This is a genomic window from Lyngbya sp. CCAP 1446/10, from assembly GCF_026130175.1.
Classification (GTDB): domain Bacteria; phylum Cyanobacteriota; class Cyanobacteriia; order Cyanobacteriales; family Microcoleaceae; genus Microcoleus.
Window position 1 is genome coordinate 112,153 of the sequence record NZ_JAIGNI010000009.1, and the last position, 19,835, is coordinate 131,987.

20 protein-coding genes and 1 other RNA gene are annotated in these 19,835 nt (G+C 43.4%); 17 read left to right on the plus strand and 4 right to left on the minus strand.

The genetic code is table 11. From position 1 onward, the window contains the following. Nucleotides 1–133 precede the first annotated feature (133 nt). Complete coding sequence (locus K4039_RS06555; RefSeq protein ID WP_265234358.1) at nt 134–679, minus strand: 2'-5' RNA ligase family protein; 546 nt, start codon at nt 677–679, stop codon at nt 134–136. A gap of 135 nt (nt 680–814) precedes the next feature. On the opposite strand from K4039_RS06555, the gene K4039_RS06560 reads away from it, so the two are divergent. The 13 genes from K4039_RS06560 (at nt 815) to K4039_RS06620 (ending at nt 9,787) form a co-directional block, all read left to right on the plus strand. Next, the gene (locus tag K4039_RS06560; RefSeq protein WP_265234333.1) at nt 815–1,081 is read left to right on the plus strand and encodes a YciI family protein; all 267 of its coding nucleotides are present in this window, start codon (nt 815–817) and stop codon (nt 1,079–1,081) included. A 23-nt stretch (nt 1,082–1,104) separates the two neighbouring features. Beyond that, nucleotides 1,105–1,201, plus strand: an RNA gene (gene ffs, locus K4039_RS06565) — signal recognition particle sRNA small type. A gap of 23 nt (nt 1,202–1,224) precedes the next feature. Continuing rightward, a complete protein-coding gene (locus K4039_RS06570) occupies nt 1,225–1,605 on the plus strand; it encodes a phasin family protein (protein ID WP_265234334.1) in 381 nt (126 codons plus the stop codon). Between the two features lie 193 nt (nt 1,606–1,798). Continuing rightward, nucleotides 1,799–2,242: a hypothetical protein gene (locus K4039_RS06575; protein WP_265234335.1), complete on the plus strand. Its 444-nt coding sequence runs from the start codon at nt 1,799–1,801 to the stop codon at nt 2,240–2,242. Nucleotides 2,243–2,266: 24 nt separating this feature from the next. Continuing rightward, the gene (locus K4039_RS06580) at nt 2,267–2,836 is read left to right on the plus strand and encodes a Uma2 family endonuclease (RefSeq protein WP_265234336.1); all 570 of its coding nucleotides are present in this window, start codon (nt 2,267–2,269) and stop codon (nt 2,834–2,836) included. 51 nt (nt 2,837–2,887) lie between these two features. Further along, nucleotides 2,888–4,279 carry a DNA phosphorothioation system restriction enzyme gene (locus K4039_RS06585; RefSeq protein WP_265234337.1) on the plus strand — a complete coding sequence of 464 codons (1,392 nt, stop codon included), beginning with the start codon at nt 2,888–2,890 and terminating at the stop codon, nt 4,277–4,279. 382 nt (nt 4,280–4,661) lie between these two features. Further along, entirely contained in the window at nt 4,662–4,907 is a 246-nt protein-coding gene (locus tag K4039_RS06590) for a hypothetical protein (RefSeq protein WP_265234338.1), read from the plus strand. Further along, entirely contained in the window at nt 4,904–6,970 is a 2,067-nt protein-coding gene (locus K4039_RS06595; RefSeq protein WP_265234339.1) for an AAA family ATPase, read from the plus strand. Before K4039_RS06590 ends, K4039_RS06595 begins: the two co-directional genes overlap by 4 nt. After that, nucleotides 6,957–7,616 carry a Uma2 family endonuclease gene (locus tag K4039_RS06600; RefSeq protein WP_265234340.1) on the plus strand — a complete coding sequence of 220 codons (660 nt, stop codon included), beginning with the start codon at nt 6,957–6,959 and terminating at the stop codon, nt 7,614–7,616. Before K4039_RS06595 ends, K4039_RS06600 begins: the two co-directional genes overlap by 14 nt. Nucleotides 7,617–7,628: 12 nt before the next feature. After that, nucleotides 7,629–7,949, plus strand: a complete 321-nt coding sequence (locus K4039_RS06605; protein WP_265234341.1) for a nucleoside triphosphate pyrophosphohydrolase — start codon at nt 7,629–7,631, stop codon at nt 7,947–7,949. An 80-nt stretch (nt 7,950–8,029) separates the two neighbouring features. After that, nucleotides 8,030–8,500 carry a DNA phosphorothioation-associated protein 4 gene (locus tag K4039_RS06610; RefSeq protein ID WP_265234342.1) on the plus strand — a complete coding sequence of 157 codons (471 nt, stop codon included), beginning with the start codon at nt 8,030–8,032 and terminating at the stop codon, nt 8,498–8,500. 10 nt (nt 8,501–8,510) lie between these two features. Beyond that, complete coding sequence (locus K4039_RS06615) at nt 8,511–9,557, plus strand: endonuclease/exonuclease/phosphatase family protein (RefSeq protein ID WP_265234343.1); 1,047 nt, start codon at nt 8,511–8,513, stop codon at nt 9,555–9,557. 14 nt (nt 9,558–9,571) lie between these two features. Then, the gene (locus tag K4039_RS06620; protein WP_265234344.1) at nt 9,572–9,787 is read left to right on the plus strand and encodes a DUF6887 family protein; all 216 of its coding nucleotides are present in this window, start codon (nt 9,572–9,574) and stop codon (nt 9,785–9,787) included. A 53-nt stretch (nt 9,788–9,840) separates the two neighbouring features. Here K4039_RS06620 and K4039_RS06625 read toward each other — a convergent pair whose 3' ends face one another. Continuing rightward, complete coding sequence (locus K4039_RS06625) at nt 9,841–11,433, minus strand: DGQHR domain-containing protein (RefSeq protein ID WP_265234345.1); 1,593 nt, start codon at nt 11,431–11,433, stop codon at nt 9,841–9,843. Between the two features lie 228 nt (nt 11,434–11,661). On the opposite strand from K4039_RS06625, the gene dndB reads away from it, so the two are divergent. Then, nucleotides 11,662–12,771 carry a DNA sulfur modification protein DndB gene (dndB, locus tag K4039_RS06630; RefSeq protein ID WP_265234346.1) on the plus strand — a complete coding sequence of 370 codons (1,110 nt, stop codon included), beginning with the start codon at nt 11,662–11,664 and terminating at the stop codon, nt 12,769–12,771. A 6-nt stretch (nt 12,772–12,777) separates the two neighbouring features. Here the strand turns inward: dndB and K4039_RS06635 are convergent, their stop codons facing one another. Then, on the minus strand, nt 12,778–13,956 hold the full coding sequence (locus K4039_RS06635) for a DNA sulfur modification protein DndB (RefSeq protein ID WP_265234347.1): 1,179 nt from the start codon (nt 13,954–13,956) through the stop codon (nt 12,778–12,780). Between the two features lie 180 nt (nt 13,957–14,136). Here K4039_RS06635 and dndC point away from each other — a divergent pair, with 180 nt between their 5' ends. The 3 genes from dndC to dndE all read left to right on the plus strand — a co-directional run bounded on the left by dndC (nt 14,137) and on the right by dndE (nt 18,610). After that, nucleotides 14,137–15,801: a DNA phosphorothioation system sulfurtransferase DndC gene (dndC, locus tag K4039_RS06640; protein WP_265234348.1), complete on the plus strand. Its 1,665-nt coding sequence runs from the start codon at nt 14,137–14,139 to the stop codon at nt 15,799–15,801. Nucleotides 15,802–15,923: 122 nt separating this feature from the next. After that, nucleotides 15,924–17,921: a DNA sulfur modification protein DndD gene (gene dndD / locus K4039_RS06645; RefSeq protein ID WP_265234349.1), complete on the plus strand. Its 1,998-nt coding sequence runs from the start codon at nt 15,924–15,926 to the stop codon at nt 17,919–17,921. 287 nt (nt 17,922–18,208) lie between these two features. Beyond that, nucleotides 18,209–18,610, plus strand: coding sequence for a DNA sulfur modification protein DndE (dndE, locus tag K4039_RS06650; protein ID WP_265234350.1), 402 nt, complete (start codon nt 18,209–18,211; stop codon nt 18,608–18,610). A gap of 180 nt (nt 18,611–18,790) precedes the next feature. On the opposite strand, the gene thiD is transcribed toward dndE, so the two are convergent. Further along, complete coding sequence (thiD, locus tag K4039_RS06655; RefSeq protein WP_265234351.1) at nt 18,791–19,609, minus strand: bifunctional hydroxymethylpyrimidine kinase/phosphomethylpyrimidine kinase; 819 nt, start codon at nt 19,607–19,609, stop codon at nt 18,791–18,793. Nucleotides 19,610–19,835 lie beyond the last annotated feature (226 nt).

The window sequence follows — 19,835 nt, forward strand, 5'->3', positions numbered from 1 at the left end:
GAAAAGACGTACGGTTTCAACCGCTTCTTGTCAAACGATGTCCGAGCGAGCGAGGGACTAAAAAAAATAACACATTAACCACCAGGTATTTAACCCGCGCACCATCCGGGTTTTGTTTCTATAGACGCGGTTTCTAACCGCCGGATCTTCTGATATTCCAGCGGCTGCCGTCGTGCATCAACAAAGTTAAGGCCGCAGCGGTAAACTCAAAGTGGATCTCACGCCCTGCAAATTCCAACCAAGCCGCTTGAAAATTCTCCTGAGTTAAATCGCGAAACGCTACTGTCATGTGCGGTACAAATGGGCGAGTCTGAGAAAGTCGATCGACAATTCCCAAATTTGCCTCCAAATAACTCATCAAATCTTGTTGCATCTCCAGCAATGCCGGCGATTTGACAACATCAACATAAATGACGCGGGGATCGAAAGCCGCAAAACCGGATAGAGTAACGAGAATTGGCAGCCGATTTGCAGCAAAGGCCTTTAAACTTTCCTCCAACTTCGGTACATCCGCCGCCAGCCATTCAAAAGGAGGTTGCAGCGTGATGTGGGGCGGCGAATTCAATGCACCGCGAGTATTGTAGTGTTCCGCAAAATACAGTTTGATCTCAGTAATCTGCTGTTCAATATCGAGAGGTGGCACTAAAGCAATAAAAAATCGCTGTTTTGACTGGTTCATAGGATAACATCGCAGTGAGGAAGGAATGGCGGAGTACGGGCGATCGAGTATTTGCTCAATGCTCGGTACCAAAACCTCCATTCCCAATCTACAATCCCCAATCTAAAATCTAAAATCTAAAATCCAAAATAAAAAATGCCTTGGTTTGTCAAAATTGAACAAGGAATTGTGGAAAAGCCTGTCTTTGACCAATATGTGCCAGCTCACAGAGCTTATGTCCGAGAGTTGATTTCTAAAGGACACCGAGCGAAAACTGGCTACTGGGCGAGGCGGGGCGGCGGTATGTTGATGTTTGAGGCGGGTTCTATGGATGAAGCAAAGGCGATCGTCGCTGAAGACCCGCTGGTGAAGAACGGTTGCGTTATTTATGAAATTTATCACTGGTGTGTGGTTGAAGAATAAATAACTGTGTTATACTCATAAATGAACTGGCCCCACGCGATTCCAACGCCCAAATTTTGTCAGGACCGGAAGGTAGCAGCAACACGGGATGCTTGTAATAGGCGTGGTCTCCGGTTCACCCAGTTTTATGAGGTATAGCTCCTATGCCTGGTTTCGGAGATATTTTACAGAAAGCAGTTTACCTTGGTGTCGGGCTAGCTTCCTACGCTGGAGAAAAAGCAGGCAGCAAGTTAACTGAATTACGCACTGAAGCCCAAAAGCTGGCAGATGAATTAGTCAAGCGTGGCGAAATGTCAACGGAAGAAGCACGTCGCTTTGTTGATGATATGGTGCAACAAGCTCAGCAGCAGCCACCCGTAGAATCGGCTAGGGAAGAAAAACCGGCTGAACCTCGGCGGATTGAAATTGTTTCTGAGGAAGAAGATGTTTCTGCAAAAGAAACTAAAGAAACTGGTGGCGTAGACAAGCTCCGCGAACAAGTGCAGAATTTACAAGACGAATTGCGGCGTCTGAAGCAAGATTAAGCTACAAAAAGCTCGCAAAGCACAAAGGGAACTCAGGATAATACTCTTGAGTTCCCTTTTTGAATATCTCCTCTGTCAGATGTGGACGGATATACCGCAATAGGTAATAGAATTGAGAGTAGGTGCAAGCACTTCACATGAGGCTGGCTGCACCTGTCTGTAAAATATTTTGTAATAGCAAGCTGTCAAATTCATGGAAGATTGGTCTAAAGATTTTTTTGAAGTAATGGAAAATGCTGTCTCTGAAGTAGAGCATTTTTTCACCGACATGAGCGAAGAGTTTGTCGAAATGCTGGACATTTTGGCTCATATTTCGGAAGAGTTTACAGAACAAGTACAAAATAACCTGATTAGTGAAGTTGACGGTTATTTAAATGAATTCGATGGTTATTTAAATGAATTTCTCGAACCGATAATTGAAATTTGCCGGGACTTTGACCCGGAGTTTGATGAGATAGATTTGTCGATGGTGACTTATGTAGACCCTTCGCCGACTCAGCATCCGGTTTGTCGCGGTTGTACTAACTATCACGGTCAAGTTTACGGCGGAAATTTGTTGGTTTGTGCGATGCACCCTACTGGTGTGGAATCGGAGAGTTGTCAGGATTGGGAAGGTGACAGCGACGTGAATTTATAAGAGTTTTTGAGGGTTTAATCGCTTATGTTAACGTCAATTCAGTCTCCGTCAAAAATTTCTCTGAAAGAGTTTCTGCTGCTTCCAGAAACTAAGCCGGCTAGCGAGTATTTTGATGGTCAAATTTATCAAAAAGCTATGCCGCAAGGAAAACATAGTACATTACAATTTGAGTTCCCATCTGTAATTAATCGAATTGGAAAACCGCAGAAGTTGGCTTATGCGTTTCCAGAATTGCGCTGCTCTTTTGGTGGACGTTCTATTGTTCCAGATATCGCAGTATTCGAGTGGCAGCGCATTCCTCTAAATTCTCAGGGAGAAATAGAAAATAGGTTTGAACTTGCGCCCGATTGGATAATTGAGATTTTATCGCCGGATCAAAGTTCAACTCGCGTGATTAATAAAATTCTATTTTGCCTCAAAAATAAGACTAAATTGGGTTGGCTGATTGACCCGGAAGAAAGATTAGTCATTGTTTTTAAACCGCAGCAGGAACCTGAGATTAAAGAAAATGAAGATGTTTTACCAGTGCTGGATGCGTTGTTTGGTTTGCAATTGTCGGCGGCAAATTTGTTTGAGCTGTTAAGTTTTAGTTGAATATGAGTTACAGTTGAATCAGGGTAATTTTGCATCTAACGGCATTTAAAGGTGAATCACTCCACAGCCAATAATTCGCAATTTGGGTTTCCGAGGATACCGCCATCGCTGCAATTGCGGCCGTATCAGCAAGCGGCGGTTGATAATTGGTTTGCAAATCAGGGACGCGGTACGCTGAAGATGGCGACGGGTAGTGGCAAGACGATTACTGCACTTGCGATCGCCACTGAATTATACAATAAAATTAACCTGCAAGTCCTCCTCGTAATTTGCCCCTACTGCCACCTGGTGAATCAGTGGGCGCGCGAATCGGAAAAATTTTGTTTGAAACCTATTTTGGCTTTTGAAAACGCCAGTAGTTGGCAAAATAAGCTGGATCGGGGTTTGTATAAAGTGCGAGCGGGCGAGGGAATATTTCTGACAATTATAACTACAAACGCTACACTAATGTCCGATAGTTTGCAGTCTCAACTGCGCTATTTCCCAGAAAAAACCCTAATTATTGGAGACGAAGTTCACAACTTAGGTGCACCCCGTTTAGGACAAAGTTTGCCGCGGAATATTGGACTACGCCTCGCCCTTTCTGCTACCCCAGAAAGACACTTTGACGAAGAGGGAACCGAGTCTATTTTAGATTATTTCGGCCCAGTGTTGCAACCCGAACTCACCTTAGCCGATGCCATCCGCCAAAAAGCATTAGTACATTATTTATACTATCCGATTTTAGTAGAATTAACCGAATCAGAAACCCGCAAATATTCCTACTTAACTAAAAAAATTGGCTGGGCGCTGTGGGGCGATGAAAAAGTAGAACCAAACGATGCTTTAACAACTTTATTAATGCAGCGGGCCAGGTTAATTGGGGCGGCGGCTAATAAATTAACAGCTTTGCGAGAACTAATGATCCACCGTCTCGACACAGCCCATACATTATTTTACTGCGGCGATGGTGCGATCGAAGCAGGTGTGCGCCGAAGTAACAACCGCCAACTAACAGAAACCGCGAAATTATTGGGTTCAGAATTAGGCTATCGAGTCAATACTTATACGGCGGCGACTCCTTTAGCAGAAAGAGAACGATTGCGCCAACAATTTGAGAGTGGAGAATTGCAAGGTTTAGTCGCGATTCGGTGTTTGGATGAAGGCGTTGATATTCCAGCAATTCGCCATGCTGTAATTTTAGCAAGTAGCAGCAATCCGCGCCAGTTTATTCAGCGCCGAGGACGTATTTTGCGGCCGCATCCGGGGAAGGAAAGGGCAACTTTATTTGATATGATTGTTTTACCTCCAGATTTGGGTCGAGAAAGCTTAGAAGTTGAGCGCAATCTGCTGCGAAAAGAGTTGAAGCGGTTTTTGGAATTTGCTGATTTGGCTGACAATGCTGGGGAAGCTAGGGTGAAATTGCTGCAAATTCAGAGGCGTTACGGATTGTTAGATATTTGACATTTATTCAGGTTCGGTTTATCTTAAAAAGATAGAATTATTTTATTGCAGTTTGAGTTGCTAGTTTCGTTAGCGATCGCACTTACGAACTCAGAAACCCGGTTTCTTCGTAAATTTCTCGTTTTTAGTCACAAAAATCCTAGAAACCGGGTTTCTTTGTAGATTTCTCGTGACGCGAGAGCCAAACTCGTAGAAACCCGGTTTCTCACCCCATACGTAACCCTGTAGTTTTGATTTTTGCAATAAAATAAGTAAATCCACTTAATTAAGCGTCAAATAGAGATGACTAAAAAGCTAACTATATAAGCATTCTTCCTTCTTCCTTCTTCCTTCTCCCTTCTTCCTTCTAATTATGACTAAAAATCTGAATGAAAATCTGGTTATGGCTTTTAGATATGCAGATAGCGCGATCGCACCTGTAGCGATCGGCACTTTAGCAGAAAAGCGTTCTAGTTATCACACGGACAAAGATTTGAGCGACGTACAGCAACCAATTACTAGCGCGCCGCCGGAAGTCCGACAAATTATCGAGCAGGTATTAGAAATTGAAAAAGATAAACTCTACATGAAATCTCCCCGCTATATTAGCGATGACATTTTGAAAATCATTAAGGAAGCAATTGTATGAAGTTAATTTCAATTACTCTGTGCAATTTTCGGCAATTTTACGGCAAAAGTCCCGAAATCAAGCTAGCCTGTGGCGAGCATAATATCACAGTCATTCATGGTAATAACGGTTCTGGAAAAACAGCATTAATTAATGCCTTTACGTGGGTACTTTACGGAAAATTTAGCCCTGCTTTTGCTGCGGAAGAACAATTGGTAAACAAGCGCGCCCTTGCTGAGGCGGAAATGGGAAAAGCCGTGGGTTGTTGGGCGGAACTTGTGTTTGAACACGACAGCAAGCGCTATCAAGCAAGGCGTGTTTGCCGTGCTTACAAAAATGCAAATACTGTAGAATACATCAAAGACGAATTGTTCCTACAAGTAGCAAAAGATGACGGTCGCTGGATTGCGACAGCGCAGCATCCCGATGATATTATCGGACGGATATTGCCTGCAAGTTTGCATCAATATTTCTTTTTTGATGGGGAACGAATCGAGCAAATTGTTCGCCACGACAAGAAAGCAGAAATTGCTGAAGCTACTAAGGAATTGCTAGGAGTAGAGGTATTGAGTCGATCGATTAAACATTTGATAGATGCCAGAAAGTCTCTAGAAACAGATTTGAGCGTGATTGGTAGTTCTGAAATCAAAAAACTTTTAAAAAACAAGCAAACTTGTCAAAAAGAGGTAGATTTACTTTCACAAAGACAAGTAGAGATTGAGCAAGAATTGACGAATCAAGGTGAATTAAAAAAAGTAGTTAACGGTGATTTCTTGGAACTAAGCGGTGCTGCTGAGTGGCAAAAATTACGAGACGAATTGGAAAAGCAGCGGACTTTATTTAAGGAACAAATTGCTTTGGCTTCTGATGCGATGAAACGAGCAATTTCTGGGCGCGCTTACACGGTATTTCTTTCGGATGCTGCGGCTGAATTTAACTTGATTTTTGGGAATTTGCGGGAAAAAGGCGAGTTGCTTTCGGGGATTGGACGGCCGTTTTTGGAAGAGTTATTAGCGCAGCAGCGGTGTATTTGCGGTGCCCAATTGGTGGAGGGTTCTGAAGCTTGCGAAAATGTTAGCGGTTGGATCAATAAAGCGGGTGCTGGCGATGTGGAAGAAACTACTATTCGGATCAGTGATCGCATCAATGAAATCGATCGCCAAATTGCTGATTTTTGGGACGAAATCGATCGCCAACAAGGCAATGTCAGCCGCGCTAGAGCCGAACTTTCCCGCGTGGAATCCCAGTTAGACGATATTCACAGCAAGCTGAAAAACTTCCCTGACGGCGATGTCAGCCGCTTGCAAAAGCGCTTGGATGAGATTGAGGCAAAAATTGGCGAGTTGCACCGTGAAACAGGCTCTAACCAGCAGCAGATTGAGAGTTTGAATGCCCAGGTTGCGGCTTTGGATAAGCAAATCGACAAGCAGCAACTGAATGAGCAAAGGCAAGTTTTGGCCCAGCGCCGGATTGCGGCGACTCAGGATGCGATCGATCGCCTAACGGAAGTGCGATCGCGCTTAGAAAAACAGTTTTGTTCTCAATTAGAAAAACGTGTACAAGATATTTTTAGCCAAATTTCTTTTACTCCTTACATCCCCAAATTGAGCGATAAATACGAACTCACGCTAGTAGAAAATACGTCGGGAAAAGAATCTTTAGTCGCTGCTTCGACGGGAGAAAATCAAATCCTTAGTTTGTCGTTTATTGGCGGAATTATTGAGGGCGTGCGCGAGTGGAGTCAAAAAAATACTTTGATGGGCCCGGATAGCAGTACCTTTCCGATCGTGATGGATTCTCCCTTTGGCAGTTTGGACGAGATTTATCGCAAGCAAATCGCGAATAAGCTGCCCAAATTGGCGAATCAATTGGTAGTTTTGGTGACGAAAACTCAGTGGCGCGGAGAAGTTGCTCAAGAAATGGAAAGCTGCATCGGTAAGGAATACGTGCTGGTGTACAATTCTCCGAAGGCTGATTGTGAAGAAGATGCGATCGAACTGGCTGGGATGCGCTATCCTTTAGTTAAGCGCAGTCCGAATGAATTTGAATATACAGAAATAGTAGAGGTGGATGATGTCTTCTAGTTCGGTAATTACGCAGGTTTTGGAAACGGATATTTGGGTTAAGGCGACATGGAAAGAGTTTCTAAACTTTGCTGAGGATGTAACTTGGGAAAAGGGAAAATTTTATTATTATCAAGAACAAATAAAGGTAGAAATGTCACCAGTAGGGCCATTGCACGGGCATCAACATTCAATCCTTTCATCTGTAGTCAGTCTGTTTGCTACATTGAAAAATATCCGAGTAGTGCAGTTGATTAATGCCAGTTTTCGGAAAACAGGTATTCACGAGTTTCAACCCGATCTAGCTTACTACATTGGTTCAGATTTGAGAGTTCCTCCTAATGACAGCAATTCACCTGTTGATTTAAATGAATATGATCCGCCGAATTTGGTAATTGAAATTGGTGCATCTTCTTTTGATGATGATTTAGGCAGCAAGCGGTTGCTTTATGAAGACGCAGGAATTAGCGAATATTGGGTGGATCGTGCGAATAGGCAGGAGGTTTTTGCCTTTGCGATTAATGGCGGTGGTAGCGGTAGAATTCAAGAGTCGCGGGTTTTACCTGGGCTGGAAATTGCGTTAGTTGAGGAAGCTTTGAATCGGAGTCAAACTCAAGATGATGGCGAAATTACTCGCTGGTTGATTCAAACTTTTAATCAGGGTTGAAGGGAGTTTGACATGGAAAAAGAGTATCATAAGTTGGTGCGCGATCGCATTCCTGAAATTATTCGCAAAAGTGGCAATGAATGCGAGTTTGTCATTTTGTCCGATCGCGAATACCGTCAAGCTTTGCGCCAGAAATTGATTGAGGAAGCGACAGAAGCTGCGGCGGCTGATGAGGATGATTTGGTGGCGGAATTGGCTGATTTGTCTGAGGTGATGGATGCGCTGATGCTGAGTTTTGGCGTTTCGGGCGATCGACTTTTAGCCGAAAAAACCAAGCGCCGGGAAGTCAGAGGAAGTTTTGCCCAAAAAATTATGTTATTACGGACATTCTGAAAATTATCGGCGTTAATCTGTGTTAATCTGCTTCACATCTGCGGTTGTTCTATAAAATTAAAAATTACATATTAATCCCAATGGCTGCTAACAAAATTAGAATTGCTAAAGACAAAGCTGATTTAGTTAAATCCTTAACTTTATCGGATAACAACTCCGGCCCTTTTCAGACTTACGCCGATGTGATTGTGTTTGCTGCATCCTTGGGAAATAAGCGGAAAAAGCGATCGCCCTTGGGGGAAATTTCCAAGCGAGAACCCGGTGCGATTGATGTTGATATTTTTGTATCAAGGGGTTATGATATGGCGATTAAGTTAATTGCGATCGCCGAAACCAAAAATCCTCAAATTCTCTCCCATCTTGATCAAAAATCGGAAGCAGAACGCTTGCAAATTTTTGAAGAATATGCTAATGGCGGCCTGGAAATTTTGCGAGAAGAGTTTCGGGGTGCCGCTGATTATACCGATCGCCTTTTGTTGTTTTTAATCTCCGAAAGGGACAATAAACATGAGTCAAACGAAGAATTCGACTTAAGCAAGTTCTTATTTTAATAAATTTCCAATGCAGCACAAAATAACAGATATCATCAAAAGAGTTTTCCTAAAATCTGTAACAATTCTCACTTACAGCTACTCACTATTTATTATCTGCTATTTCCTGCTCAGACTCATCTTTTGGGAGCGAATATCAATTATTGCTTTAATTAGCACTTTTCTGCCATTAATTTTATTTCCAATTTTCCTACTTCCCATCGTCGGATTCTCAATTATCAAAAAAAGATGGTTCTCGATTATTTCTGCGATATCCTGCATTCTCCTCATAAGTTGGCTGCACATAAAATACTTTTCCCCCTCACCAATCAACATCACAAATTCCCAACCCCACCTCAAAATATTATCCCATAACGTCGGCTGGTATACAACACAATCACCAACTTTATTTAAACTAATTGAACGCGAAAAACCCGATATTATCTTTTTACAAGAAATCGTTAAAAAGCATACCGAAAGAGCTTTCGCATGGTTAAAAATAGACTACCCATATCAAATTGGGATTCCTCCGGTAGGAATTCTCAGTAAATATCCCATTGTCTCCAGCGAAATACTGCACTTAGCCGGTCATGCAGAAACGCAGCAGCGAGCAATTATTAAATTTAACGAACAAGAAGTAGTGATTTATAATATGCAAGCTACCGGGCCGTGGTTTAAGAGATATAACATCTTGCCTTTTCTCAAAATTCCAGTTTACAAATATGGACAACGAGGGCCGGAAATTCAAGATTTAGTCCAGCGAGTTGAGCAAGAAACTCTACCCGTAATTGTCGCGGGCGACTTTAACATGACAGACGAAACTCAAGACTACTATAATGTGCAGAAAGTTATGCAAGATTCTTTCCGAAAATCGGGGTTTGGGTTTGGTTTTACTTGGCCTCACGGTTGGGAACTTAAGTTCTTGTTGAAAACCTCGAATTTGAGATTAAATTATCCCGTTTGTCGGATTGATTATATTTGGTATTCAAAGCATTGGGGTGCTAAATCGAGTTCGGTTTTGGAGGCCACCGAGTCCGATCATTTGCCCGTGGGAGCAGAACTTATTTTGTTAAAATAAAGGAGAGTTTGCGGATGAGCCAAGTTAACTCTAACGCAATGTTGAATGCTGAATTGAAAATGTATTTTCTTAGACATCGAGGAGATAGAGCCGCATTTCAAGCGTACTTAGACAGAATCAATCAGCATCCGCTGAGGATTATTGAAAGTCCCGGCGATCCTGATTTTGATCAGAAAGTTCAAGCCGCAATTCGGCAAAAGTTAGAAGCTGCAAGAAATGGTAGCAGTTAGCTATCTAACAATAGCCTTGAATTGCAAGCAGTTGCATACTATCTTGACATTATCTAAGTAAGAACTGGCGGCAATCCCACCTCTTTTGGATGCACAAACCTGCTATTAAAACTAACAGCTTTATCCTCAAAAGTCCTCGCTTGGGCCACCGCTTGCCGCAAATGAGCCCGATCCATATCATCGTTAATTCCCGCGACCAAATATACAATTAACTTCGCGGCTAAATCCCTTCCAGAAACTAGCATTCGCTTTTTGTTCGGATCGTACAAAATCCCGTACCACGCAGACTCAGGATTGTCCATGTGGCTAAATCCTTCATCCACATCGTACCTGCGGAGTTTGTCGAAAATAGATTTCAGCGAAAATTTCTTTCTAAATACTAGAATTCCCAAAGCATTAGCTAAAGCAATTTGACCGACTGGACGAAACAAAATATTTCCCTCGCCCCCCGGCTTTTCAAAACTAAATCGGCGCAATTCGGCTGTTTCTTCGCCGCTTTCAATTCTTTGATAGCTGGGCAAAGTTGCTAAATTATCGAACAATTTATTAAACTCTTCTATTCCCTCTTTCAGTTCCTCATCTTCTGGACGCATGGGAATTAAACCTTTTTTTTCTGGCTTCCAATGGGGGAATTTGTATTCTAAATACCGTTCCGACATATCTTGCAGCGCTTGCAATGTGGTTAACACCGTTGATTTTGCTGCGACTGTGGCGCTGTCCCAATTGACGCGGGGATTTCTATCTTCTTGTTCTTTTAATAAGGGATGGGTGACGGCAATTTTGCGGGCGCAAATCGCAAATCCGTTATCTTCGTTCAATAATGCTAGTTGTCCCTGACTCAGCGTTACCGCCATGAGGTTAACGTGCACAAAGATCGATCGCACGCGCCGTTGTGCTTGCTGCCGAGTTTCCCCCGCCACAGCCGCCGGAATAAACTCAATCCCGATTTTTTCGTGAGCTAATTTATACACTGTTTCGGGGTCAATTTGATACTCTTCCGCTAAATCTTCGAGAGTAATTGCAGCGCCGACAGGTTTTTTATTTTTGTTGTATCTTTGCAGGATTCCGGTTTTAATTAAACTCATTAAACCTTGAACTCCCATCAGCCGATGCTGGCCGTCTAAGGCAAAAATTGAGACTTTTTGAGAAACATCCAACAGCCCTAAATTCCCGTTTTTATCAAAGGATATAAATTCAGCGGCGGATTTAGTTGCTACGCCGTTTTCATCCCATTCTTCCGCGTGAGGATTGTCTACCCAGGGGGGACTGACGACTACTAAAACTGCGGGGAATTTGTGCGATTTTCGGGCGGCTAAATATTGAGTGAGGGCGGCTTGGCGCGACCAATCTAAGGGACGCTGGATAATTTCGTCAATGGTTTCGTCGTCGCGGACGATGTTGTTCGTTTGGAGGTCGAATTTTTGGCGGAAAAGCGGCATTTGTGAGGCGAAACGGACGCGGGAATCTAACCATTCTAGGGTGACAGAACCGATGTAGGCTTCGGTGTTTCCCATCTGGGTTTTTTGTACGAAAATGCGATCGTCCTTTCCTAAATAATTGTCTAATAAGAGTGCGATTTCCTGTCTTTCGCGATTTTCTTTTTCCAAAAATTGGCTAGCGAGGTCAGCCGCTGGGTTGGTAGTCATTGGCAGTTTTTATATAATTAGGCTATTTTTTCAAAAATATCATAAGTTAAAATTGATGTCAACTCTTGTTTTTTAAAAATATTTGTGAAATACTTGATTTATCTTGCTATAACCCGGACAAATACCACAAGTCAGACAAAAAGTCAATAAATGTTAATTCCCATTCCCGATGCCCGATGCCCGATGCCCGATGCCCCATTCCCAATGCCCTATTCCCAATTCTAAAATATGTCTACTCCTTCCTTTGAATACATTTTGCCCGTGATCCGGGGAATTCAAGCGGGCCGCGAATATTACGTATCCATGTGTCCGGTGCGTTTTTTGCCGAAATTGTTTCCCTTAGATTCTGAAGAATTGCCGCCGTCTCTGCGGGCGAAACGCGCGCTTAATCATGCTAGAATTCCCGAAATTGCTGATTATTTTGTCAAGAATTCGGGAAATTACACTTGTGGGGCAATCGCCGCTTCGATTGATGCGGATATTACTTTTGAAGCGGTGGGAAATGAGGCGGAGGAACGCAAAATCGGTCGCTTGCGAGTGCCGATGGATGCTAAGTTTACGATTAATGACGGACAGCATCGCAGGGCTGCTTTTGAGATGGCTTTGAGGGAAAATCCGCAGTTGGGATACGAGACGGTGGCGCTGATTTTGTTTCTGGATATTGGGTTGGAAAATTCGCAGCAAAAGTTTTCCGATCTGAACAATTTTCAAGTTCCTTTGGAGTCGTCGCTAAGGGTACTTTTCAATCACCGGGGCGATTCGGCTTTGGTGCTAAAAGCGGTTGTTAAGCAGGTTGAGGTGTTCCGGTGTTTGACGGAGATGGAGAAGGGAAGTCTGAATGGGCGATCGCCCAAATTGTTTACGCTAAGTGCGATCGATCGCGCTATGATGGCTTTGCTATGTAATATGCACGGCAGCGAACACGCGAAACCCTCTCGTTACCGCGCCACAAAACAGGAAAAAGAGGCAGAACTTACTCACCAAATACAACTAGCGATTAGATATTGGAATGCGGTTAGCAATTTCATTCCTGATTGGCAATTAGTTCTGCACAAGCAAGTTGGGGCGGGGGAAATCCGCCGGGATTCTGTGCACTGTAACATTGTTGTACTGGAGAGTTTGGGAGAAGTTGGGGCTGTTTTGCTGTCCGTTTTTCCTGATAGTTGGGAGGAACACTTGAGTCTTTTGCAGCAGGTTGATTGGTCGATTTCTAATCCTAATTGGGAGGGAGGATTTTTGGTGAAAGGGGGAATTTCTAAATCGAGGGCGAGTGTTAATTGGATGACTGATTATTTGAAAAAGCGGTTGGGCTTGGAAACCGGAGGTGCACGCGGATAATATTTGTTAAATCCATCCTAACTCGGCTTTTGCTGCCTCGACTGCCATTTTTACAGCACTAGCACTTGCTGTTATTTTATAGGATGCTCTTGGATTATTAGGGTTGGAGTTAGATAAAACAACATTTCCCTCCCAAATATGGCTTTTTCTAGACCAATCAAGTTGTGCCAATTCAGATACTTTTTTATGATCAAAATCTTGGCTGCTATCTGTGTCATAGGTACAGTATAGCAACCTACCTAAAACTTCTAGCCCTACACTTCTACCTAAGACACAGTATTCCTTAAACTGATTAACATCTTCAACACTCAAATCTTCAACACTGGTTTCAAAAATATGTCTAGTCTGACTACATTCTGAAAACAAATTGTTAAGACATATCGCCAAGATATTTGATGATTCGGCAACGTCATAATCTTTGAGTTCATCAATTGGGCCGTCACTAAACGCGCAACTCACCAATTTAGCTATGAAATTAGTTGTGTATATAAGTTTCCTTTTACTGTCTGGATTAGTTTTGATTTTATCTGTTTTTCCATGAAACATTGGCACTTTTTCAAGTAAGCTCTTGGTAATACCAACCCTACCTTCAAACTCACCGAATGATAAAAGCAATGATTTATCCAGTTGTTTGGTCTGCGCCATATCTCGGAAATCCGCCTGACACTGGTTAAAATCTTCCTCTAAAACCAGCGTAATAGGGAAATCATTATCACCTATTAACTCACCGTCACCACTTTCAATTAACTCGTGAATCGCGCGCTTGCGATGCTGTCCATCAGTAATATCTAACTTAACACCACGATGAATAACTACTAGACAAATCCCTCGACCTAGTTCTATAATGTCAATTTTTTCAGGATCGATATTTGCTGTCAGTGTACCCAAAATCCAGGGTTGATCGTTTCTAGCACGCTTAAGAATATATTGTTTTACTTCCTCAGCATGACCCTTTATCTCTGGGCGATTTTTACCCGAATCAGGATCGTTGCCAGTTGATGGTCTTGCCTGGAGGAGAGTAGGCAAGTCATCAGCCGGGATATTGATTTGCACCATCTTCCGCTTCCCCTGCTGAAACATTAGCCCTGGATAGCACTTCTGACGGTGGTACTTGGCAAAGTAAGGCTCTAGAACTTCGTCAAGTTTCTGGCTCGAATCTGTCTCTGGGTAATTGTTTTCTGGCATAATGCGGGGAAAAATTTATTTAATTATTATAACTTTTTGACGGTACGTGAACCAGGGATGCTATTGTGAAAAGGGCAAATAACAATAGACACATGGATCAGTATGCTAGCAAGCATATTGTATCATAAAAATTAAAAATTAGCAAGATAGGAGTTTTATAACGTGATAGAAGTTCAACAGATGTTATTATTTGAACCGCGAACTGTTCCAGAGTTACTCGAAGAGATAAAAGCGCTCACTCAAGAAATTCAAGAATTATACTGCTTAGACTCTATACCTTGGTTAATCGGTTGGAGTGGCGGGAAAGATAGCACCGCAGTATTACAGCTTATTTGGAACGCGATAGCAGCACTTCCGATAGAAAAACGTACAAAAACTATCCATGTGATCACAACTGATACTTTCGTTGAAAATCCGATTATTTCGACTTGGGTACGTAAATCTTTAACGAAGCTCAAGATACTTGCTAAAGAGCAAAAAATGCCTATTTCTCCGCATCTGCTGCATCCAGAGGTGAAAGAAACATTCTGGGTATGCTTGATTGGTAAAGGCTATCCAGCACCTCGTAATGGATTTCGGTGGTGCACAGATAGGATGAAAATTCAGCCTGTAAATCAATTTATCCGAGACTTGGTTCGAGTACATGGTGAAACTATTGTGGTTTTGGGTACTCGCAAGGCTGAAAGCACTAAACGTGCAGCAACAATGAAAAAGTATGAAGCAGGTAGATTGCGCGATCGGCTCAGTCCTAATTCTCGTTTACCTAACTCTTTAATTTATACCCCTATTGAAGATTGGCGTGATGATGAAGTTTGGCTGTACCTAATGCAGTGGGACAACCCTTGGGGAAATAACAATAAAGAATTATTTACCATGTATAGAGGTGCTACAGCAGACAATGAATGTCCTTTAGTTGTCGATACTTCTACACCTAGTTGTGGCGATTCTCGCTTTGGCTGCTGGGTGTGTACAATGGTTGACAAAGATAAATCTATGGAGGCAATGATTCAAAATGATGAAGAAAAAGAATGGATGCAGCCTCTCCTCGATATTCGCAACGAATTAGACATTAAAAACGATCGCCCAAAAAGAGACTTCCGCCGCATCTACGGTAGAGTAGAACTGTTTGAACGCAACATGGGCGACGACAAAACCTCCGTCGAACCCATCCCAGGCCCCTACACCAAATTCTGGCGAGAACACTGGCTGAGGCGAGTCTTGGAAGCACAAACCCACATCCGCAAAACCGCACCAGAAGAAATGCGCGACATCACCTTAATTACCCCGGAAGAACTTAGCGAAATCCGCCGCATTTGGTTGGAACAAAAGCACGAATTTGACGATAGTTTACCCCGGATTTATGAAGAAGTCACGGGCGAACGGTTTGAAGATTCCCGTCCCGCCGCCGAAAGGAAACTCCTAGGTAGCGACGAATGGACTGCGATCGAAGAAATTTGCAGCGACGACAAAATGCACCTGGAATTGATGGCAAAACTCCTCGACACAGAACGCCAATACTACACAAAACCCCGCCGTACAGGGATTTATGCGGATTTGGACAAGTGTTTTGAAACCAGTTCGCGATCGCAGGATGAAGCCATTGGTAACGCCCACTATCAACGCAACTTAAAAACAGCGGTGGAAGCTGTTAAAGCAAATCCGACTGAGAACATTCAGCAAGTCAAAAGTGCGATCGCCCAAACCAACAGTTCTGCAAAAAACGATACCGTTGACATTGCCAAACTCAAAGAAGAACTTGAAAGCAACAGTCAAAGCAAGCAGCTATCTTGGGCCGATATCAAATATTCTACTCCAGAGGTAGGAGAAGGAAATACCAAAGATTAAATCTGTTAAATCAAAACTTCCCCTGCGTAGCGTGCGTCAGCCAGCATTATTCTATACCTAATTGATAGCCTAATCACTGACGCACCTACCAAACTAATCAGCAACCATCGACAACATCTACAATGCAATTCCTCGAACTCGTCCTCAAAAACTTCGGCCCCTACGCAGGCACCCAAACCATCAATCTCCGCCCCGAAAAAGACGGAAATCCCTGCCCAGTCATCCTATTTGGTGGCATGAACGGCGGCGGCAAAACCACCCTCCTAGACGCCATTCGCCTCGCCCTCTACGGCGGCCGCGCCCAATGTTCCACCAGAGGCAATTTAAGCTACAGCGACTTCCTCAATCAATCCATCAACCGTCATACTCCCCCATTAGAAGAAACCCGCGTCGAACTAACCTTTGAACAAGTCCAAGACGACAAATTAAGTCAATTTAAAATAGTTAGATACTGGAAGAAACCAGAAATCAAAGATACCTTAAGCATTCTCATATACAGCGATATTGTCAGCGATTGGTGGTCAGACAAAGCAATTACTAACACCTGGGACGAATACATCGAAACCCTGCTACCAGTCGGAATATCCAACCTATTCCTGTTTGATGGTGAACAAGTAAAAGAACTCGCAGAACTCGAAACACCACCGGAGTTTGTCGTCGGCGCGATTAAATCTTTGTTGGGTTTAGAATTAGCAGAACGCCTCGCCGTCGATTTAGAAATATTAGCCGGTCGCAAGCGCAAAGAAATTGCTGGCAAAACAGACTTGGCAGCTTTAGAAAAAATTGAACAAACTTTTCAGGAAATTACTGATCAGAAAGAATTGGCGATGGAAAAACGAGGTAGCCTTAAAAATGAATTCGATAAAGCTGAAACAAATCAGCGACAAGCATCAGACAAATTTATTTATCAAGGCGGGAAAATTGCGGCCGATCGCAGTCAACTAGACAGACAGCTAAACGACTACAGAAATCAGGCAGACAAAACCCGTCAATCAATGATGGAACTAGCATCAAATATGCTGCCACTAGCGCTTATTTCACCCTTGCTAAGCGCTGCGAAAACCCAAGCAGAAACCGAGGCCAGCCAGCAGCAAGCAAAGATTGCCCAAAATGTTGTCAAACAAAGAAGCGATCGCCTCCTCAACTATATCGCCGAAATCTCATTAAATGCCCAACAGCTAGATAAAATTCAAGACTTCATCCGCCAAGAAGATCGAGAACTTGAACAGCAAGCCGGAACCGAAACCCCGCCCTGGATTAACGCCGATCACAACAACATCCAGCAACTAGAAAACCTGCTGGGATACCAAATACCAGCCCAGCAAACTCTAGCAGTCGAACAAATAGCAGAAATCACCAACATCGAAACAGAAATCGACTTCACAGACAGACAACTCGCTGGCGCAGCTTCCCCCGAAGCCTACGAGAAACTAGAATCCGAGGTCAGGAATGCTCAAAAAGCAGTCGCAATCGCAGCCGCAGCCTTGGAAGCAACCGATCGCCGAATCGACGAATTAGACAAAGAATTAGCCAAAACCCAGAAAGAACTAGAAAGCTACAGTAGCGAATACATCACCATCAGAAACAGCCAACACGTCATCACTTCCATCGCCAAAGCCCAAGCAACCCTCAAACTATTTAAAGAAAAACTTACCCTCAAAAAACTCAACAAACTAGAAATGCAAATTACCGACTGTTTTCGCTACCTGTTGCACAAAACCGACCTGGTGCATAGAGTTGCGATCGACACTCAAACATTTAGCCTCTCCATTTACGATTCAGAAGGGAAACAAGTACCCAAACACAGACTTTCTGCCGGCGAAAAACAATTATTGGCGATCGCCTTTTTGTGGGGATTAGCCAGAGTATCAGGGAGAGAATTACCAGTGGCGATCGACACTCCCCTGGGCCGCCTCGACTCATCCCACAGAAACAACCTAGTCGAACGGTATTTTCCCTCAGCCAGCCACCAAGTAATCCTGCTTTCTACCGACACGGAGATTAGCAAAGTAGAATATGATAAGCTGCAAGAATTAGAGGCGATCGCCCACAGCTACCTGCTGAAATACGACTCAGCCAAACGGCAAACCACCGTCGAACCCGGCTATTTCTGGGACTAAAAAATCGCGCCAAAATTTTCCGCAACCCCCTTGACTTTTGCCTGGGAGCTGCGGTATGATCTATATCATAATGGGATGGTTGCGAAAATTTTATTTTTGCAACCATCCCATTATACTAGGATATATCTTATTAGAATTAGAATACCAAAAACCGCTAAATTAATCAAGCCCGCGCCCTGTAAAAATTTGTTAACTTTCGTTTTCCAACTCGGTCAGAAAACGTAAATTTAGAGGTTCAGCCTTCCAAATATTAACACTGTTTACAATAAATCCAAAACTCTCAACCTATGGAACCACCAGTCGATCGCATCCGCCTCTCCCAAACAGGCAAAGACCAATTATCAAAACTCAAACGATCGACTAAAATCGATCAATGGAATATTCTATGCAGGTGGGGATTTTGCCGATCGCTCGCCGAGCCCAGCATACCATCCCCAGTGCCAATTCCCAGCGACAGCAATGTCGAATTAACCTGGGATGTCTTTGGTGGTGACATGGCTGATATCCTAATAATTGCCCTCACACAGCGGTGTTACCAAGACAATTTGGGTACGGAAAAAGAAACTCTAGCTAAGCAGTTTCGCCTACACTTGCATCGAGGTATTGGCTATTTAGCTGGCGATCCGAATATTAAGAAAATTGAAGATTTGGTGGCGATCGCTCTTTCGCCTGAAAAATTAAGAAATTAACTCGCTGTTAACTGTTTGCGGTTGACTAATGTTATTGGTTATATCAATTCCGGTTGGATCGGAATGATTTAACCACAGAGTACGCAGAGAACACAGAGGAAGAGAAGAGAGAGATGAATAATTCTGATGAAGCGCGGATTTGATATTATTCGCAGCCTCAAACAAGTAACAAATAACTTCTTACTTGAGTAACAGCGGGAAAAAATGCCCTACTGGGCCTTGTCCTTCCCCAATATCTAAAGCATATTTCAGAGCATTAGTAACATAATTTTTAGCTAATTTTACCGATGTAAACAAATCTTTACCTAATGCTAGATTAGCGCAGATCGCAGCACTCAATGTACAACCAGTCCCGTGAGTATTCGTAGTATCAACCGTCTCAACCTTCAAAGTCTCTAACCGCGTACCGTCAAACCACACATCAATTCCCCGCAAATCTCCCGCCATCCCGCCACCTTTTACCAAAACAGCCTTTGCGCCCGATCGATAAATCTGTTGCGCCGCCGCCATCATATCGTCTAGAGAAAAAATCTCTAAACCGCTCAAAATCTTAGCCTCAAACCGATTCGGAGTCACGACAGCCGCCAAAGGAATCAAATTATTTCGCAAAAATGCGATCGCCCCGTCGTCAATCAGTCGATCGCCCGATCGAGAAACCATCACCGGATCTACAACCAAATTCCCCATCTTCAAACTCTCCACCTGCGAAGCCACCACCGCCATAATTTCCCGGTTCAGCAGCATCCCAGTCTTCACAGCATCCACCCCAATATCCCCAACCACCGCCTCAATTTGAGCCGCCACAGCCTCCGCAGCCATTGCATCCACCCGCATCACCCCCAAAGTATTTTGAGCCGTCACGCAAGTCAGAGCACTCGTACCATGCACGCAGTGAAACGCAAAAGTCCGCAAATCTGCCTGAATCCCGGCCCCGCCGCCGCTGTCAGATCCGGCGATCGTCATTGCAACTGGTATTCTTGATTTCTTGATTTCCGGCATAATGATCTCAAAAATTAACAACCCATAGAAATCCTAAATCAGATTTTATTGTTACGGTTTTATTTCAATTACCGGCTCAGTCAATCCCAGAAATTTTTGCAGGGCTATTTCATTCTAAACAGATCTTTGAGTATGCTACAACTAAAGCCAGCGAGACGTTGAGCTTGAGCCATGTTTTGGAAGCCATGATCGCGATACAAATTCAAGGCAAAATTCCGTGCGATTG

Coding starts and splice junctions, on each gene's coding strand:
- K4039_RS06555 (WP_265234358.1), bottom strand. CDS start 679: ATGAACCAGTCAAAACAGCGATTTTTTATTGCTTTAGTGCCACCTCTC.
- K4039_RS06560 (WP_265234333.1), top strand. CDS start 815: ATGCCTTGGTTTGTCAAAATTGAACAAGGAATTGTGGAAAAGCCTGTC.
- K4039_RS06570 (WP_265234334.1), top strand. CDS start 1,225: ATGCCTGGTTTCGGAGATATTTTACAGAAAGCAGTTTACCTTGGTGTC.
- K4039_RS06575 (WP_265234335.1), top strand. CDS start 1,799: ATGGAAGATTGGTCTAAAGATTTTTTTGAAGTAATGGAAAATGCTGTC.
- K4039_RS06580 (WP_265234336.1), top strand. CDS start 2,267: ATGTTAACGTCAATTCAGTCTCCGTCAAAAATTTCTCTGAAAGAGTTT.
- K4039_RS06590 (WP_265234338.1), top strand. CDS start 4,662: ATGGCTTTTAGATATGCAGATAGCGCGATCGCACCTGTAGCGATCGGC.
- K4039_RS06595 (WP_265234339.1), top strand. CDS start 4,904: ATGAAGTTAATTTCAATTACTCTGTGCAATTTTCGGCAATTTTACGGC.
- K4039_RS06600 (WP_265234340.1), top strand. CDS start 6,957: ATGATGTCTTCTAGTTCGGTAATTACGCAGGTTTTGGAAACGGATATT.
- K4039_RS06605 (WP_265234341.1), top strand. CDS start 7,629: ATGGAAAAAGAGTATCATAAGTTGGTGCGCGATCGCATTCCTGAAATT.
- K4039_RS06610 (WP_265234342.1), top strand. CDS start 8,030: ATGGCTGCTAACAAAATTAGAATTGCTAAAGACAAAGCTGATTTAGTT.
- K4039_RS06615 (WP_265234343.1), top strand. CDS start 8,511: ATGCAGCACAAAATAACAGATATCATCAAAAGAGTTTTCCTAAAATCT.
- K4039_RS06620 (WP_265234344.1), top strand. CDS start 9,572: ATGAGCCAAGTTAACTCTAACGCAATGTTGAATGCTGAATTGAAAATG.
- K4039_RS06625 (WP_265234345.1), bottom strand. CDS start 11,433: ATGACTACCAACCCAGCGGCTGACCTCGCTAGCCAATTTTTGGAAAAA.
- dndB (WP_265234346.1), top strand. CDS start 11,662: ATGTCTACTCCTTCCTTTGAATACATTTTGCCCGTGATCCGGGGAATT.
- K4039_RS06635 (WP_265234347.1), bottom strand. CDS start 13,956: ATGCCAGAAAACAATTACCCAGAGACAGATTCGAGCCAGAAACTTGAC.
- dndC (WP_265234348.1), top strand. CDS start 14,137: ATGTTATTATTTGAACCGCGAACTGTTCCAGAGTTACTCGAAGAGATA.
- dndD (WP_265234349.1), top strand. CDS start 15,924: ATGCAATTCCTCGAACTCGTCCTCAAAAACTTCGGCCCCTACGCAGGC.
- dndE (WP_265234350.1), top strand. CDS start 18,209: ATGGAACCACCAGTCGATCGCATCCGCCTCTCCCAAACAGGCAAAGAC.
- thiD (WP_265234351.1), bottom strand. CDS start 19,609: ATGCCGGAAATCAAGAAATCAAGAATACCAGTTGCAATGACGATCGCC.